13 protein-coding genes are annotated in these 14,090 nt (G+C 66.9%); 6 read left to right on the top strand and 7 right to left on the bottom strand.

The window, feature by feature from the left end; all coding sequences use genetic code 11:
* Positions 1-17: 17 nt before the first annotated feature.
* Complete coding sequence (gene map / locus V3W46_RS11985; protein WP_331783353.1) at positions 18-887, bottom strand: type I methionyl aminopeptidase; 870 nt, start codon at positions 885-887, stop codon at positions 18-20.
* 67 nt (positions 888-954) lie between these two features.
* Here map and V3W46_RS11980 point away from each other — a divergent pair, with 67 nt between their 5' ends.
* Entirely contained in the window at positions 955-1,140 is a 186-nt protein-coding gene (locus tag V3W46_RS11980) for an SPOR domain-containing protein (RefSeq protein ID WP_331783352.1), read from the top strand.
* Here the strand turns inward: V3W46_RS11980 and V3W46_RS11975 are convergent.
* The 3 genes from V3W46_RS11975 to V3W46_RS11965 all read right to left on the bottom strand — a co-directional run bounded on the left by V3W46_RS11975 (position 1,137) and on the right by V3W46_RS11965 (position 4,878).
* The gene (locus tag V3W46_RS11975) at positions 1,137-2,012 is read right to left on the bottom strand and encodes an SDR family NAD(P)-dependent oxidoreductase (protein ID WP_331783351.1); all 876 of its coding nucleotides are present in this window, start codon (positions 2,010-2,012) and stop codon (positions 1,137-1,139) included. The two genes, V3W46_RS11980 and V3W46_RS11975, sit on opposite strands and share 4 nt — an antisense overlap.
* Complete coding sequence (panB, locus tag V3W46_RS11970; RefSeq protein WP_331783350.1) at positions 2,009-2,827, bottom strand: 3-methyl-2-oxobutanoate hydroxymethyltransferase; 819 nt, start codon at positions 2,825-2,827, stop codon at positions 2,009-2,011. The genes V3W46_RS11975 and panB overlap by 4 nt, the downstream gene beginning before the upstream one ends.
* Before the next feature lie 227 nt (positions 2,828-3,054).
* On the bottom strand, positions 3,055-4,878 hold the full coding sequence (locus tag V3W46_RS11965) for an NAD+ synthase (protein ID WP_331783349.1): 1,824 nt from the start codon (positions 4,876-4,878) through the stop codon (positions 3,055-3,057).
* A gap of 55 nt (positions 4,879-4,933) precedes the next feature.
* Here V3W46_RS11965 and V3W46_RS11960 point away from each other — a divergent pair, with 55 nt between their 5' ends.
* Genes V3W46_RS11960 through V3W46_RS11950 form a run of 3 tightly spaced genes read left to right on the top strand, consistent with a single transcriptional unit; the run spans position 4,934 to position 10,543 of the window.
* Positions 4,934-6,271 (top strand): glutamine synthetase family protein, encoded by a 1,338-nt coding sequence (locus V3W46_RS11960; RefSeq protein WP_331783348.1) that lies wholly within the window; start codon positions 4,934-4,936, stop codon positions 6,269-6,271.
* Between the two features lie 55 nt (positions 6,272-6,326).
* Complete coding sequence (locus tag V3W46_RS11955) at positions 6,327-9,338, top strand: bifunctional [glutamine synthetase] adenylyltransferase/[glutamine synthetase]-adenylyl-L-tyrosine phosphorylase (RefSeq protein WP_331783347.1); 3,012 nt, start codon at positions 6,327-6,329, stop codon at positions 9,336-9,338.
* Positions 9,339-9,376: 38 nt separating this feature from the next.
* Positions 9,377-10,543, top strand: coding sequence for a heavy metal-binding domain-containing protein (locus V3W46_RS11950; RefSeq protein WP_331783346.1), 1,167 nt, complete (start codon positions 9,377-9,379; stop codon positions 10,541-10,543).
* An 11-nt stretch (positions 10,544-10,554) separates the two neighbouring features.
* Here the strand turns inward: V3W46_RS11950 and V3W46_RS11945 are convergent, their stop codons facing one another.
* Positions 10,555-11,328: a hypothetical protein gene (locus tag V3W46_RS11945; RefSeq protein ID WP_331783345.1), complete on the bottom strand. Its 774-nt coding sequence runs from the start codon at positions 11,326-11,328 to the stop codon at positions 10,555-10,557.
* Positions 11,329-11,435: 107 nt separating this feature from the next.
* Between V3W46_RS11945 and V3W46_RS11940 the strand changes: the two genes are divergently transcribed.
* Positions 11,436-11,654 (top strand): hypothetical protein, encoded by a 219-nt coding sequence (locus V3W46_RS11940; RefSeq protein ID WP_331783344.1) that lies wholly within the window; start codon positions 11,436-11,438, stop codon positions 11,652-11,654.
* 114 nt (positions 11,655-11,768) lie between these two features.
* Positions 11,769-11,921 (top strand): hypothetical protein, encoded by a 153-nt coding sequence (locus V3W46_RS11935; RefSeq protein WP_331783343.1) that lies wholly within the window; start codon positions 11,769-11,771, stop codon positions 11,919-11,921.
* Positions 11,922-12,193: 272 nt separating this feature from the next.
* Here the strand turns inward: V3W46_RS11935 and V3W46_RS11930 are convergent, their stop codons facing one another.
* On the bottom strand, positions 12,194-12,463 hold the full coding sequence (locus tag V3W46_RS11930; protein ID WP_331783342.1) for a hypothetical protein: 270 nt from the start codon (positions 12,461-12,463) through the stop codon (positions 12,194-12,196).
* A gap of 163 nt (positions 12,464-12,626) precedes the next feature.
* A complete protein-coding gene (locus V3W46_RS11925) occupies positions 12,627-13,871 on the bottom strand; it encodes a carboxypeptidase regulatory-like domain-containing protein (protein WP_331783341.1) in 1,245 nt (414 codons plus the stop codon).
* Positions 13,872-14,090: the final 219 nt, after the last annotated feature.

Below are 14,090 nucleotides of genomic sequence, written 5' to 3'. Positions count from 1 at the left end.
GAGGCGCTGAGACGAGTCTATTGGGGCAGCGTCAGAACCTCGGCACCGCGCTCGGTCACGACCAGCGTGTGCTCGAACTGGGCGGTGATCGAGCGGTCGCGGGTGACCACGGTCCAGTCGTCGCTCCACAGCTCCCAGTTCTGCGAGCCGAGCGTCAGCATCGGTTCGATCGTGAACACCATGCCCACCTCCATCACGTCATCGAAGCGCGGCGCCGCGTCGTAGTGCGGGATGATCAGGCCGGAGTGGAACGATTCGCCGACGCCGTGGCCGGTGTAGTCGCGCACCACCCCGTAGCCGAAGCGCTTCGCGTACGACTCGATGGCGCGCCCGATGACGTTCACCTGGCGCCCGGGCGCCACCGCTTTGATGCCGCGGTTCATCGCCTCACGGGTGCGCTCGACCAGCAGCCGAACCTCATCGCTCGGCTCACCGGCGAAGAAGGTGGCATTGGTGTCGCCGTGCACGCCGTTCTTGTAGGCGGTGATGTCGACGTTGACGATGTCTCCGTCGTCGAGAACCGTGTTGTCAGGGATGCCGTGGCAGATGACCTCGTTGACGCTCGTGCAGAGCGATTTCGGAAAGCCGCGGTACCCGAGTGTCGAGGGGTAGGCACCGTGGGCGATGAGAAAGTCGTGGCCCAGGGCATCCAGTTCGTCGGTCGTCACGCCGGGGCGCACGTGCTGGCCGACGAACTCGAGCGCCTGTGCCGCGATGCGCGACGACTCGCGGATGTCGGCGATGCGTTCGGTGGAGTAGACGTCGCTGCCACCGGTCTCATCGGGCTCGCGGCGGCCGACGTACTCGGGTCGCTCGATGGTGGCGGGCACCGGCCTGAGCGGGGAGACCCGGCCCGGTGTGAGGTGGCCGACGGAGTCCTTGGGCATAGGATCAATCGTAGTTCAGGCCCCGGCAGCGAGTGCCGGTGCGGCCGCTGACGTCGAGGAGAGACACATGTCGGGCGACCCGTCGAAGCAGTACTGGTACAACATCAACACCGGCGCGGTGGAGTTCGGGTACGTCTCGCCCGCTCCCGAGCGGGTGGGGCCGTTCGAGACCCAGGTCGAGGCAGAGCACGCCCTCGAGACCCTGCGCGCGAACAGTGCGAAGTGGGCCGAAGAAGACGCTGCGAACGACTAGGGGTTCCGTGCTTCGCGGCCGGTGAAGTCGCTCATCGTCGTGTAGAGGTGAAAGACGTTGTCGGCCATCCTGTCCCACACGGCGGTCGGCAGCAGGCCCTTCGTGACCTTCGCGATGTGCACGCTCTTCGGCAGCAACAGCAGCGGCTTGCCGGCGAGCATCGCCTTCCACACCCGCCCCACCACGTATTCGGGCGTCATGATGGGCGTCATCACCGGGCCCTTCGCGCCCTCGAACATGCCCGTGGAGATGTAGCTGGGTGCCACCGTCGTCACTCTGACGTGCCGGTGGCCCTGCTGCACCAGTTCGAGGCGCACCGAGTCGCTCCAGCCGATGACCGCCCACTTCGAGGCCGCGTACACGCTCATCCGCGGGTTCGAGATCAGGCCTGCGGCCGAGGCGATGTTGACGATGCGCGCGGGCCGGTCGCGGTCGATCATGGCCGGTAGAAACTCGCGGGTGACGATCATCGGGCCGAGCGCGTTGATCTTCATCGTCTCGATGGTGTCTGCCGTGGTGTCGTGCTCCCAGAAGTACTTGCCCCGAACAATGCCTGCGTTGTTGATCAGCACGTCGGGCACGCCGACCTCGTCGAGCACGCGCAGGGCGGTGTCGTGGATGATCACGGGGTCGCTCACATCGATGCGGTACGGATGCACGGTCGTGCGCCCCGGCGAGGCATTCAGCCGCTCGGCGATCGCCTCGAGCTTGTCGATGTTGCGATCCCACAGCACGACGTGCGCCGCGCTCTCGGCGACCGCGCGCTCGGCGTAGAGCAGGCCCATGCCGCTCGCCGCGCCCGTGACGAGCACCGTCGCCCCGGCTACGGATCTGCCCTGGCGTGCGCCTGCGGCGGAGTGCGCCCCGGTCATCCTTCGAACTCGTGCTCGGGTGCGGGGTAGGCGCCCGATGCCACATCGGCCCTGAAGTCGGTCACGGCCTTCGTCAGAACCTCGGTGAGGTTCGCGTACTGCTTCACGAAACGCGGCACGCGGCCCTGCGAGAAACCGGCGAAGTCGGTCCACACGAGCAGCTGGCCGTCGCAGTGCGGCCCAGCGCCCACGCTGATGGTCGGGATGCGCAGTTCTCTCGTGACCCGCTCGGCGACCGAGCTCGGCACCATCTCGAGCACGACGGCGAACGCCCCCGCATCCTCGACCGCGTGGGCGTCGGCGAGCAGCTGCTCGGCGCCCTCGCCACGGCCCTGGATGATGTGGCCGCCCAGCCCGTGCTCGCTCTGCGGTGTGAAGCCGATGTGGCCCATGACCGGGATGCCTGACTCGACGATGCGCTTGATCTGTGGGGCGCTGCGCACCCCGCCCTCGAGTTTCACCGCGTGCACGTTCGCCTCTTTCATGAAGCGAACGGCGGTGTGCAGCGCGTCGTCGGGCCCGCCCTCATATGAACCGAACGGCATATCTCCGATCACCAGGGCTCGGGATGCCGCACCGGCCACGGCGCGGGCGAGTGGAATGAGCATGTCGACTGTCACCGCGAGGGTGGTCTCGTTTCCGAACACGTTGTTGCCGGCCGAGTCACCCACCAGCAGGAAGTCGATGTCGGCCGCGTCGAAGATGGCAGCCGACAGCTGGTCGTAGCTGGTGAGGCCGACGATCGGTGTTCCGTTCTCCTTCGCGATCTGAAAGTGCCGCGTTCGCACGCGCTTGCGAGGGGACTGCTCCGTCATGCCTCACAGTCTATCGTGGGGGTTTCGATACGCGGCTGCGCCGCTACTCAACCAGCGCTGGTGGGGTAGCCGCGCGCAGCGCGGCGGCGCCGGTTGAGTAGCCGCGCGAAGCGCGGCGGCGCCGGTGGGGTGGCCGCGCGAAGCGCGGCGGCGCCGGTGGGGTAGCCGCGCGCAGCGCGGCGGCGCTGGTTGAGTAGCTGCGCGAGGCGCGGCGTATCGAAACCGGTCTACGCGACGTCGGTGGGGCGGTAGGTGATGGGCAGGCGGCGGTCGCGGCCGAAGGCCGTGCGCGAGATCTTGGTGCCGATGGCCGACTGGCGGCGCTTCCACTCCGAGTGGTCGACGAGTGAGATGATGCGGTCGACGGTGGCCTCGTCGAAACCCCGGGCGATGAGCTCGGTTCGGCCGAGGCCGCCGTTGATGTACTCCTCAAGCAGCGCGTCGAGCACGTCGTACTCGGGCAGCGAATCCTGGTCGGTCTGGTCGGGCCGCAGCTCGGCCGACGGCGGCTTCGAGATGGAGTTCTCGGGGATGGGCGGCGTCTCACCGCGGCGCGAGGCGAAGAGGTTGCGCCAGCGCGCCAGCTCCCACACCAGCATCTTCGGCACGTCTTTCAGTGGGGCGAAACCCCCCACCGAGTCGCCGTAGATCGTCGAGTAGCCGACCGCGAGCTCGCTCTTGTTGCCCGTGGTGAGCACGAGGTGGCCCCGCTGGTTCGACAGGCCCATGAGAATGATGCCCCGGATGCGCGCCTGCAGATTCTCGGCCGCGATGCCGTCGAGCCCCAGTTGCTCCTCGACCGGCGTCACCAGGTCGGCGATGGCCTGCGTCTCGTAGTGCAGGCCGATGCGCTCGGCGAGGTCGTCGGCGTCTGAGCGCGAGTGGTCGCTCGACCAGCGGCTGGGCATCGACACCCCGTAGACCTTCGACGCCCCGATGGCGTCGGCGGCCATCGCCGCGACCACCGACGAGTCGATGCCGCCCGAGAGGCCGAGGATCACCGAGCCGAACCCGTTCTTGCGCACGTAGTCGCCGAGCCCCAGCACGAGCGCGCCCCAGATCTGCTCGAGCTCGTCGGGAACGACGGCGATGTCGGCCGTGATCGGGGTGAGGGCCGACGGGGTGCCGTCGGCAGCGCTCGCCTCGGCCCGCGGGGTACCCGGGTCGCCGGTCATCGGAGGCACGCCTGACTCGCCGTGCCCCGTCTCCGGCGCCGCGAGTTGCACCCGTGCGACGTTCTCGGGCAGGTCGTGCACGGTCGCACCCTCGAGATCGAGGTCGACCACCAGCAGGTGCGGCACGAACTGCGGCGCCCGGGCGACTATGCGGCCCTGCCGGTCGACGACGACGCTGTCGCCGTCGAAGAGCAGATCATCCTGACCCCCCACGATGTTGACGTAGGCCACGCAGGTGTCGTTCTCGACCGCCCGACGGGTGACGAGCGGCAGCCGCACCTCGTTCTTGTCGCGCTCGTAGGGCGACGCGTTGATGACGAGCAGCAGCCCGGCATCGGCAGACGCCACGCGGTTCACCGGGCCGCCGTCTTGCCACATGTCTTCGCAGATGATGAGCGCCACATCGACCCCGCGCATGCGCAGCACGAGCAGCTCGTCACCCGGGATGAAGATGCGGTACTCGTCGAAGACCGAGTAGTTGGGCAGGTGGTGCTTGGCGTACCGCGCCACCACCTCGCCGTTCTGCATGACGCTCGCCACGTTCTGGGCGATGGCGGTGGGGGCGTTGCTGGTGGTGAAGCGGCGCGGTTCGAACGGTCCGTCGGGGTGACCGACGACCACCACGATGTCGCCGAGCCCGGCCGCGTCGAGTTCGGCGGCCAGAGCGGATGCCCGGCGGCGGCAGGCGGCAAGGAACGACGGCCGCGACGCCAGGTCTTCGATGGGGTATCCCGACAGGGCCATCTCACCGAACGCGACCAGGTCGGCACCGGCGTCACGGGCACGCCTGACGGCCGCCACGATCTCACCCGAGTTGCCTTCGAGGTCGCCGACAATGGGGTTGGTTTGGGCCAGCGCTAAGCGAAGTCTCGGCATAGCCACTAGCCTAATAGCGGCAGCAACACTCGCCAGAAAGAGGTACTCACCGTCGATGGATAAGCAGCGTGACTTCGTTCTTCGCACCATTGAAGAACGCGGCGTCAAGTTCGTCAGGCTCTGGTTCACCGACGTCATCGGTACTCTCAAGTCGGTGGCGATCGCCCCTGCCGAGGTCGAGGGTGCGTTCGCCGAGGGGCTGGGTTTCGACGGCTCGGCCATCGAGGGCCTGACCCGGTCGTTCGAGGCCGACGTGCTCGCTCATCCCGACCCCACCACGTTCCAGATTCTGCCGTGGCGCGGCGAGGTCGACCCCACTGCTCGCATGTTCTGCGACATCACCACGCCCGACGGCCAGCCTGCCGTGGCCGACCCGCGCAACGTGCTGAAGCGCACGCTCGCCAAGGCCGGCGACCGCGGTTTCTCGTTCTACACGCACCCCGAGATCGAGTTCTACCTGCTGAAGTCGTCGCAGTACGGCCCCGACGGCCCCGAGCCGGTCGACAAGGCCGGCTACTTCGACAACGTTCCCGGCGGCACGGCGCACGACTTCCGTCGCCGGTCGGTGCGCATGCTCGAAGACCTCGGCATCTCTGTCGAGTTCAGTCACCACGAGGCCGGCCCCGGCCAGAACGAGATCGACCTGCGGTACGCGGACGCGCTCACGACGGCCGACAACATCATGACCTTCCGCACGGTGGTCAAAGAGGTCGCCATCGAGCAGGGTGTGTACGCCACATTCATGCCGAAGCCGATCTCAGGCCAGCCCGGTTCGGGCATGCACACCCACCTCTCGCTCTTCGAGGGCGACGCGAACGCCTTCTACGAGGCCGGCGCCGAGTACCAGCTGTCGAAGATCGGCCGCCAGTTCATCGCGGGCCTGCTGAAGCACGCTCCCGAGATCACCGCCGTGACGAACCAGTTCGTCAACTCGTACAAGCGGCTCTGGGGCGGCGACGAGGCACCCAGCTTCGTCTGCTGGGGGCACAACAACCGTTCGGCACTCGTGCGCGTTCCGCTCTACAAGCCGAACAAGGGCCAGAGCTCGCGCATCGAGTACCGCGCCATCGACTCGGCCGCCAACCCGTACCTCGCCTACTCCCTGCTGCTCGCGGCCGGGTTGAAGGGTATCGAGGAGGGCTACGAGCTGCCGCCAGAGGCCGAAGACAACGTGTGGGCGCTGAGCGACTCCGAGCGACGCGCGCTCGGCTACAGCTCGCTGCCGGCCAGCCTCGACGCGGCCATCCTCGAGATGGAGAAGTCAGAACTGGTCGCCGAGACGCTGGGCGAGCACGTGTTCAACTATGTGCTGCTGAACAAGCGACAGGAGTGGGCCGCGTACCGCGACCAGGTCACGCCGTTCGAGCTGAAGAGCAACCTGGAGATGCTCTGACGCCCGATCGGCACCCTGCCGATCTGCCGCAGCCGAGCATCCGCACCCGTCGACGATGACACGCGACCAGACGACCCTCACCGAGCTCGCCCGGGTGGGGTTCAGCGAACTCACCCGGGCGCAGACCGACCTTGAGGTCGCGTCGGGTCTCGGTGAGGTGTCGCTGGCCGACCTCTTGGCGTCGTTGCGCCTGACGGCCGACCCCGACCAGGCACTGACGTATCTGGTGAAGCTCCTGCGCCTTCCCGAATCACCCGCAGTGGGGCTGCTCGGCGATGAGCCGAGTCGCACGCGGCTGCTGCGCGTGGTGGGCCTGTCGAGCGGGTTCGGCGACTTCTTCCTGCGGCACCCCGAAGAGCTGACGGTGCTGCAGGCGCGCATCAAGACGCTTCCGACGCCCGCCGAGCTGCACGACGAACTGCTCGGTGCCGTGGGCAGCGTCGACGGGTTCGCCACGATCGCGGGCGAGCGGGCCTGGACGCTGCTGCGGGTGCGGTACCGCCGCATCCTCGCCCAGATCACGGCGTTCGACCTCGAACAGGCCGACCCGGTCGCGGGCATCGGGCTCATCGCCGACACGCTCGCCGACCTGGCGGCGGCCGCCCTCGACGCCTCGCTGGCGTGTGCGCGGGCGCGAGCATCCACTCGCGGGCAGAGCCGTTGGCTCTTCACGCACGACGAGGTCGCAGCGACCCGGCTCGCGATCATCGGCATGGGCAAGGCCGGCGCGCAGGAACTGAACTACGTCAGCGACGTCGACGTGATCTTCGTCGGCGAAGGCACCGAGCCGTCGGCTGAGGGCGACCCGGGGGTGGCCACCTCGCGGGCCATCGACATCGCGACCGCGCTGGCCATGCTCACGATGCACGGCATCATGGAAACTGCGATGGAGCCGCCACTCTGGGAGGTCGACCCGAACCTGCGGCCCGAAGGCAAGGCCGGGGCGCTGGTGCGCTCGCTCGAATCGCACATCGCCTACTACGACCGGTGGGCCAAGAGCTGGGAGTTCCAGGCGCTGCTGAAGGCCAGGGCGATGGCCGGCGATCTGGAGCTCGGCCAGCGCTATGTCGAGGCGGTGCGGCCGAAAGTGTGGGCGAGCGCCTCGCGCGACGGGTTCGTCGAGTCGGTTCAGGTGATGCGCGAACGGGTGACGTCGAACATTCCGATCGACGAGGTCGACTACCAGCTGAAGCTCGGGCCCGGCGGCCTGCGCGACGTCGAGTTCACCGTGCAGCTGCTGCAGCTCGTGCACGGCCAGAACGACCCGCTCGTGCGTCAGGCGGCGACGCTCGAAGCGCTGGCGGCGCTGGCCGACCAGGGCTACATCGGCCGGGTGGAGGCGCACGACTTCTCGCACGACTACCGCACGCTGCGACTGATGGAGCACCGGCTGCAGCTGCGACACCTGCGCCGCACCCACCTCGTGCCGCGCGACGAGTTCGAGCAGCGGGTGCTCGCGCGCTCGACCGAGCTCGCGACGAGTGCGCCTGCGCTGCTCGAGCTCTGGGGCGCGATCAAGGTGCGGGTGCGCACGCTGCACGAGCGGCTGTTCTACCGTCCGCTGCTCGCGGCGGTCGCCGCCCTCGGCCCCGACGAGCTCAGCCTGACCAGCGAGCAGGCGGTGGCGCGCCTCGCGGCCATAGGTTTTCAAGACCCGAAGGGGGCGCTGGGGCACATCGCGGCAATGACGTCGGGGGTGTCGCGGCGGGCCGCCATCCAGCGCCACCTGCTGCCCGTGATGCTGCAGTGGTTCGCCAACGGTGCCGACCCCGACTTCGGGCTGCTCGCCTTTCGCCGGCTGAGTGACACGCTCGGCGAGACGTACTGGTACCTGCGCATGCTGCGCGACTCGTCGGGTGCGGCATCCCGACTCACCCAGGTGCTCTCGGGCTCGCGGTTCGCCGCCGAGCTGCTCGAACGCATCCCCGAGGCGGCCGCCTGGCTCGAGAACGACCACGACCTCGAACCGCGGTCGTTCGAGACGCTCATTCTCGAGACGACCGCGATCATGGGGCGGCACGACACTCCGGATGCCGCGGCCTCCGCCCTGCGCACGGCGCGCCGCCGCGAGGTGCTGAGGGTGGCCCTGGCCTCGATTCTCGGACTGATCGACGTGCACGACCTCGCCGTTGCGCTCACCGACATCACGACGGTCTTCCTGCGCGGCACCCTCGGCGTCATCAGGCAGTCGGCGGCGCTGGTCAACGGCGACGGAATCGAGTTCGCCGTCATCGGCATGGGCCGGTACGGCGGCCGCGAGATCGGGTTCGGCTCTGACACCGACGTCATGTACGTCTACCGGCCGATCACCGTCGACCAGGAGACGGCGCAGTCGGTCGCCCGGTTCATCGTCAACGAACTCGTGCGGCTCACCGAAGACCGGCGGCTGCCGCTCGACCTCGACATCGACCTGCGGCCCGAGGGCAAGAACGGCATCGTCGTCCGGTCGCTCGACTCGTACCGGGCGTACTACCAGCGCTGGTCGCTCACCTGGGAGGCGCAGGCGCTGCTGCGCGCATCGGGCGTCGCCGGCGACGAGGCGCTCATCGACGACTTCGAGCGGCTCGCCGACGAGGTGCGCTACCCGCGGGCGATCGGCGAGCAGGCGGTGCGCGAGGTGAAGCGGCTGAAGGCACGCGTCGAGAAGGAGCGGCTGCCGCAGGGCGCCGACCCCGCCCGGCACCTCAAGCTCGGCCGCGGGTCGCTCAGCGATGTGGAGTGGTACGTGCAGCTGCTGCAGCTCGAGCACGGGTTCGAGCATCCGGAGTTCCAGACGACATCGACGCTGGATGCTCTCGCTGCCGAGGTCGCAGCCGGCTACGTCGACGCGGCCGACGCCGACCGGTTGCGCGAGGCATGGATCTTCGCATCGCGGGCCCGCTCGTGCATGACGCTGTGGACGAACCGCACGGCCGATGTGCTGCCCCTCGACCGGCGCCAACTCGAAGGGGTGGCGCGGCTGCTCGAGTACCCGCCCGGCTCGGCGACCGAGCTCGAGGAGGACTACCTCGCCGTCACCCGCCGCGCGCGGGCGATCTTCGAGCGCGACTTCTACGGTGACCTGTAACGTGATGTAATCTCAGATATTCGAAGAAAGAGGCTGTCATGAGCGACCCGATGCCCGCACGCCAATCAGTGCTGAGCGGCCTGAGCGGCAACGAGATGTACTGCATCGATCTGCTCGGCTACCACCCCGGCAACCTGCTGGTGGGCAACAGCGTGTTCTCGCGCGGGTTCCTCGGGTCGATGAGTGCCGGGTTCAGGGGAATGGTGGGCGGCGAGATCACGGCCATCACCGACATGATCACGCAGGGCCGGCATCTCTCCATGCAGCGGCTCATCGGCGAGATGGCCCAGCACCAGGGGCACGGGGCGACAAGCGTCACAACCGAGCTGATCTTTCACGCCCAGAACATCGAATTCCTCTCGGTGGCGTCGACCATCCACCAGAAGGTCGGCGTGCCGGCCACTGCGTTCACCTCGGCCAGCGACGGGCAGGAGCTGTTCTGCCAGGTGGATGCCGGCTACGAACCGGTCTCGTTCGTGATGGGCAACGTGGCGTACTCCATCGGCGTCGGCCGCGGCATCACCGGAGCCTTCAAGCAGATGGCACGCGGCGAGGTCAGGCAGTACAGCGACCTGTTCACCCAGACGCGCAACCTGGCCCTGCAGCGCATCGTCGACGAGGCGCGGTCGGTGCAGGCCAACGCGGTCGTGGGCATCACCACGAACATCCTGCCGTTCGGCGGCACCGCCGTGCAGGAGATGCTCATGGTGGGCACCGCCTCACGGCACGACATCTCCGACCCGGCGCTGGCTGCAATGGGCGTGGTCACCAGCGATCTCACCGCCGAAGAGATGTGGGGCCTCGCTCGCATCGGCTACGCCCCGATGAAGCTCGTCATGGGCACCTCGGTCTACTCGCTCGGCCTCGTCGGTGGCATCACCTCGGCTTTCAAGAACTTCGTGAAGGGCGAGATCAACGAGCTCACCCAGCTCATCTACGGGGCTCGTGAAGAGTCGCTCGGCAAGGTGCGCGACCAGGCCACCGCTGTGGGCGCCGACGACGTCATCGGCATCAAGACCTACGTGTACGACCTCGGCGGCGGCCTCATCGAGTTTCTCGCCATCGGCACCGCCGTCAAGCGCACGACCGCCGCCCACACGCGCTCCGAGCAGCTGCCGCCCCAGGCCATCATCCGCGATCGCGACACCTTCTTCAACACGGCCGAGCGCTCCTACGGCGTCACGCTCACCGAGCAGCAGCAGTAGCGGGCGCCCGGTCAGCCGAGCGGTGCAGGATTCGGCTGACCTGACCCGGCCGCGCTCAGAACCGAGAAGCCGTCGGGCGACCTGTCGTTCTGAAACACGCCGCGGGCGATCGCGTTGATGCCGCGTTGGTCGTCTAGCGCCTCCCAGACCGCGTTCGAGAGCGCCGTCGCCCCGTTGTGCGAGGCGTCGTTCTGAAACACGGCCACCTGGATCGCGCGTTGCCCGCGGGGTGACTCGAGGGCCGCGCAGAGCGCGTCGACCACTTCCTGTGGTGTTGCCATGGCGAACCAGCTTTCTGCAGTGAGGAGTTCGGAGATCGAGAGTAGGGCGACTCTGGGCGGCCCCGTGTTGGCTGCGTGCCAGGTCTCACCGGAGATGGTGCGCGTCAGGCCCACCTTGGCGAACTCCTGGTCGCGCACGGCCATGTCGGCGCAGTTGGTGTCGACGGCGCCGATCGACCAGTCGCCGTGGTTCGACATGCCGGGTGTCGCCGCCGACGGCGTCGATCCGTTGTCGCAACGCCCGAGCTGGTACCACTGATTGCCCGTGCCATCAGAGGTCTGCGACGCCTTCGCCTCGTTGTCGCTGAAGTCAGAGGCGCCGATCGCGCGATCGCCCGGTGAGCCGAGAAACCGGTAGCCCTGGTTGACGGTGATCGACACGCCCCGAGAACGAATCGCACGCACACCGGTCAGCACCCGCGCGGCCATGTCGGGTGAGAAGTACGACCCCTCGAACATCACCAGGGCCGATTTCGGCGCTTGCCCGTTAGCGTAGAGAACCACGAATCTCCCTTCGGCACCACCGTTGTACTCCCTGACGGATGCTCAGCACAACCCTTCGCGGCATGCTGGCCCAATCCGACCGTCGCCCCACTCCGAACCACTCCCTTGTGAAAGCCCTCGAGATCGTGAAACTGCAGCAGCGCGTCCAACGTTTCGTCGAGGAGCACGCCCACGTCCCGGCCCAACGCGAACTGCGGCACGACGTCGACCAGGGTCTGCGCGAACTCGGTCACCTGCGCCGCCACGGTTCGATCACCGAGAAGGACTTCCTGGCTCACCGCAGCCGTCTCTTCAAGCCGCTCTTCGAGCGCGGCGTGCTCGAGTAGCTCACTCGCCCTCACGCTCTGGCCGCGTCGCCCGCCTGAGGCTACCCGGCAACCGTTGTCAACCCTCCGCCGACGATGTGACCTGTTCGGGGGGTTTTCGCTAACCTGAGATCGATGAATGACACTTTGGAGAAGACGACCGGCCCGGAGGCATCGAAGAACCGCGAATTCTGGGGGCACCTCTCCCAAAGCACCCTGGCGAAGGTCATCGGAGCGCTACTCCTCGCCGCCGGCAGCATCGCAGTCGCCGTCGTATCGACGAAGTAGCCCGGCACCCCATCACATGTCCGCGGGGGAGCGGGATCAGGAAGACGCCCCCTCCGACCCCGTAGGAGAGTCGAAGGGGGCGTTGCCCATGCAATGGGCCATGCTCCCAGCGCTCGTGTTCGGGGGGGAAGACTCGTGCTGGTAGCTGCATACGACACTACGGGTTCTGTCACCCCTCGGTGAGCCCCAGTCAGGGTGCCCCTCGGACGAGTGGTGCCCGACCCCGCCCGTGGCTGTCGCCCTGCGGCGTGAACGGCTCGTTATTGAGACAATCAGCGACTGTGCACTGCACCGGTGTACACCGTCCAGTGAAACAGACCGTCCGTGATGATTCCGATTCCGAAGAGCATCGCCACGCAGGCGAAGACGATAACGAAGGCTGGCGTCATCTGCCGCGCCATCCGGCGGCCAAGACGTCCGTACATTACTTCCATTTGGTTCTTCGTTCGGTCGACGTACTGATGCCGGAATCTGATGAGCAAGGCCATTATGGCGATCCAGACAATGCCGACGAGCACTTCAACCCAGTTCGGGCTGCTCACCTTTCGAATCCATTGATGAAGTCACGTGCATCGAATGCAATAACCACATCTGAAACCCTATCCTCAGCTCGCCAGGCGGGCTGGACGAGGCGCGAGGAGATGTGTTGGTCAGGGTTCGCGCGACAGTAGGCGAGCATGCACCCGTGCACCGGGCGACGCTGGTTCACTTGACGGATGCGGTGGGAGCGCTGGTTCTGCTGGCGGTAACGTAATCGAACTTCTTGCCCATGACCTTGACAGTGATCTTCGCGCCTCTGTCGGCGGCTGTGAGGGTGTAGGTGGATTTCGTCGCGTCGGCTATCGAGGTGCCGTTGCGGAGCCAATGATACGAGAGGGTGACAGGGGCTGGACCCCAGGTTCCCGTGTTGACGGTTAGTTTGCTACCGACTGTGGCCGATCCTGAGATCGTCGGAACGGGCGCGGTCAATTTGCGGTCGCCGAGAACCACGTTCATGCCGACGAACTTCTGGCCCTTCGTGAGCGCGAGTGGTGTCGCGCTGGCCGAGGTGAATTGGTTGTTCCAGTATTCGATTCGCTCCGTGGCGGTGGAGTGGTCGATGAATTGAAACCTGTACGAGCCCGGAAGCAGCGCGCTGACGGTGAAATTACCGTTCGCGTCTGTTCCCGCACTGGTCACATATCCTCCGTCGGCGGTGGTGACGTTCACCGTCACGTTAGCCAGTCCCGCGCCAGGGTTGCCTGCGTCCTGAACATTGCCGCTGACTGATGCCTCGGCGACCAGTGTCGGACTGACGTCATTGGCGGCGGCACCCGCCGCCACCGTCACAGCCTTTGCCGTATCCGGACTAGGAGAGCCGTCCCACCATTCGTACGCATAACCAGTCGCGCGAGCGAAGTCCAGCTTGTAGGTGCCGGCCGTCAACCCGACTATGGTGTAGTTCCCCTTCGCATCCGTGGTCGCCGAACCGGCCCATTCATAGTCCCGCGCGGCCGGGTGCGCTTCAACCGTTACACCAGGCAACGGTTTCTTCGTCGCCGCCGATGTGACGGTTCCAGAAATCGAAGAGCCTTTCGCTAGAACCGCGTCGAAGCCGGTACGTACGTCGCCGGCCTTCAAGACGACCTGAGTACTCGAGGCCTGGTCCGGCTTTCCTTTCCACCACTGGGGTGCGAAGTTCAGCGGGGCTCCAGTGGAAATGAACTCGAGGTAGTACGTGCCAGCCGGGACGTTCTGAATGGTGTATCGACCAGTCGCGTCAGTCCGTGAGGAAAACATCGCCGGACCTTCAGTGAGGATCACCAGCGCGTTCTGCAGCGATGTATTGGGTGTGCCAGCGCCTTTCACGACGCCGGTGATTGAAGCCGTCGACGATGCCGCGTTTGCGGCCGACGGTGAAGCGACAACTGTGAAACCGAGAGCAAGCACGGCTGCAGCCGTTGCCAGCATCGCGGACACCATCGTGTGTCGGGCAAATCGGTGCCTTGCGAACATGCTCGCGCTCCCCGTATCGGGAGGCAAACCATACTGAGTTGTCGTCAATGGCCCCATCGCCGACCATATCCAAATGGGTGCGGAGGATGAGACCCCCACTTCAAGGCACGCTCAGGGCGAGGCAGGAAACGCGGGTGTCAGGGATGCGTCGCCTGAAACGGAGGAGTCCGCGCG

Source organism: Subtercola sp. YIM 133946 (assembly GCF_036553535.1).
Taxonomy (GTDB): domain Bacteria; phylum Actinomycetota; class Actinomycetes; order Actinomycetales; family Microbacteriaceae; genus Subtercola.
The sequence above is the reverse complement of the archived record's forward strand: the minus strand, read 5'-3'. Positions and strand labels throughout refer to the sequence as shown.

Excerpts from the sequence above, each read along its gene's own strand:
- map (WP_331783353.1), bottom strand. The coding sequence starts at position 887 with ATGCCCAAGGACTCCGTCGGCCACCTCACACCGGGCCGGGTCTCCCCG.
- V3W46_RS11980 (WP_331783352.1), top strand. The coding sequence starts at position 955 with ATGTCGGGCGACCCGTCGAAGCAGTACTGGTACAACATCAACACCGGC.
- V3W46_RS11975 (WP_331783351.1), bottom strand. The coding sequence starts at position 2,012 with ATGACCGGGGCGCACTCCGCCGCAGGCGCACGCCAGGGCAGATCCGTA.
- panB (WP_331783350.1), bottom strand. The coding sequence starts at position 2,827 with ATGACGGAGCAGTCCCCTCGCAAGCGCGTGCGAACGCGGCACTTTCAG.
- V3W46_RS11965 (WP_331783349.1), bottom strand. The coding sequence starts at position 4,878 with ATGCCGAGACTTCGCTTAGCGCTGGCCCAAACCAACCCCATTGTCGGC.
- V3W46_RS11960 (WP_331783348.1), top strand. The coding sequence starts at position 4,934 with ATGGATAAGCAGCGTGACTTCGTTCTTCGCACCATTGAAGAACGCGGC.
- V3W46_RS11955 (WP_331783347.1), top strand. The coding sequence starts at position 6,327 with ATGACACGCGACCAGACGACCCTCACCGAGCTCGCCCGGGTGGGGTTC.
- V3W46_RS11950 (WP_331783346.1), top strand. The coding sequence starts at position 9,377 with ATGAGCGACCCGATGCCCGCACGCCAATCAGTGCTGAGCGGCCTGAGC.
- V3W46_RS11935 (WP_331783343.1), top strand. The coding sequence starts at position 11,769 with ATGAATGACACTTTGGAGAAGACGACCGGCCCGGAGGCATCGAAGAAC.
- V3W46_RS11925 (WP_331783341.1), bottom strand. The coding sequence starts at position 13,871 with ATGCTGGCAACGGCTGCAGCCGTGCTTGCTCTCGGTTTCACAGTTGTC.